Origin of the sequence: Roseisolibacter sp. H3M3-2, assembly GCF_029211165.1 — a bacterium.
Taxonomy (GTDB): domain Bacteria; phylum Gemmatimonadota; class Gemmatimonadetes; order Gemmatimonadales; family Gemmatimonadaceae; genus Roseisolibacter.
The window spans coordinates 1-510 of sequence record NZ_JARGEK010000814.1 but is presented as its reverse complement, the minus strand read 5'-3'; the positions used below and the strand labels follow the sequence as shown (position 1 = coordinate 510).

Genomic DNA, 510 nt, shown 5'->3' with positions numbered 1-510 from the left:
GTCTTCCCGCCCGCCGGCGAGGCGCCGTGGGCGACCGCGCGGGTGCTGCTCGGCCCGCTGGCCGACGCCCCCGGGCTGGCCGGGCTGGCGCCGGCCGTGCTGGCGCGGCTGGCGACCGTGCTGCCGGCGGTGCGCGACGCCTTCCCCGCCCTCCCGCCGGCCGACGGCGACGAGTGGGCGGTGGTCGAAGCCGCGCGGGCCGCGGTCGAGGAGGTGGCCGCCGAGGTGCCCGTGCTGGTGGTGGTGGCGTCGGCGACGCGGGCGGACCCCATGACGCGGCGGCTGCTGCTGGCGCTCGCCCGCCGGCTCCCCGTGCCGGGCGTCTGCCTGGCGACGTCGGCGCCGGCCGACGAAATGGCCGAGGCCGCCGAGTGGGCCCCGCTGCTCGACCTGCCGACGCTGCACCGGATCGACGTCGCGGAGCTGGCGCCCGTGGCGGAGGCGGCGCCCCTGGCGCAGGCCGCGCCCCCGGCGGCCGCCACGCGCCGGCGGCCGATGCTGCTCGTCGCG

1 pseudogene is annotated in these 510 nt (G+C 82.2%); it reads left to right on the top strand.

The window, feature by feature from the left end:
• A pseudogene (locus PYV61_RS26565) lies at nt 1-510 on the top strand (hypothetical protein); the annotation flags it as partial.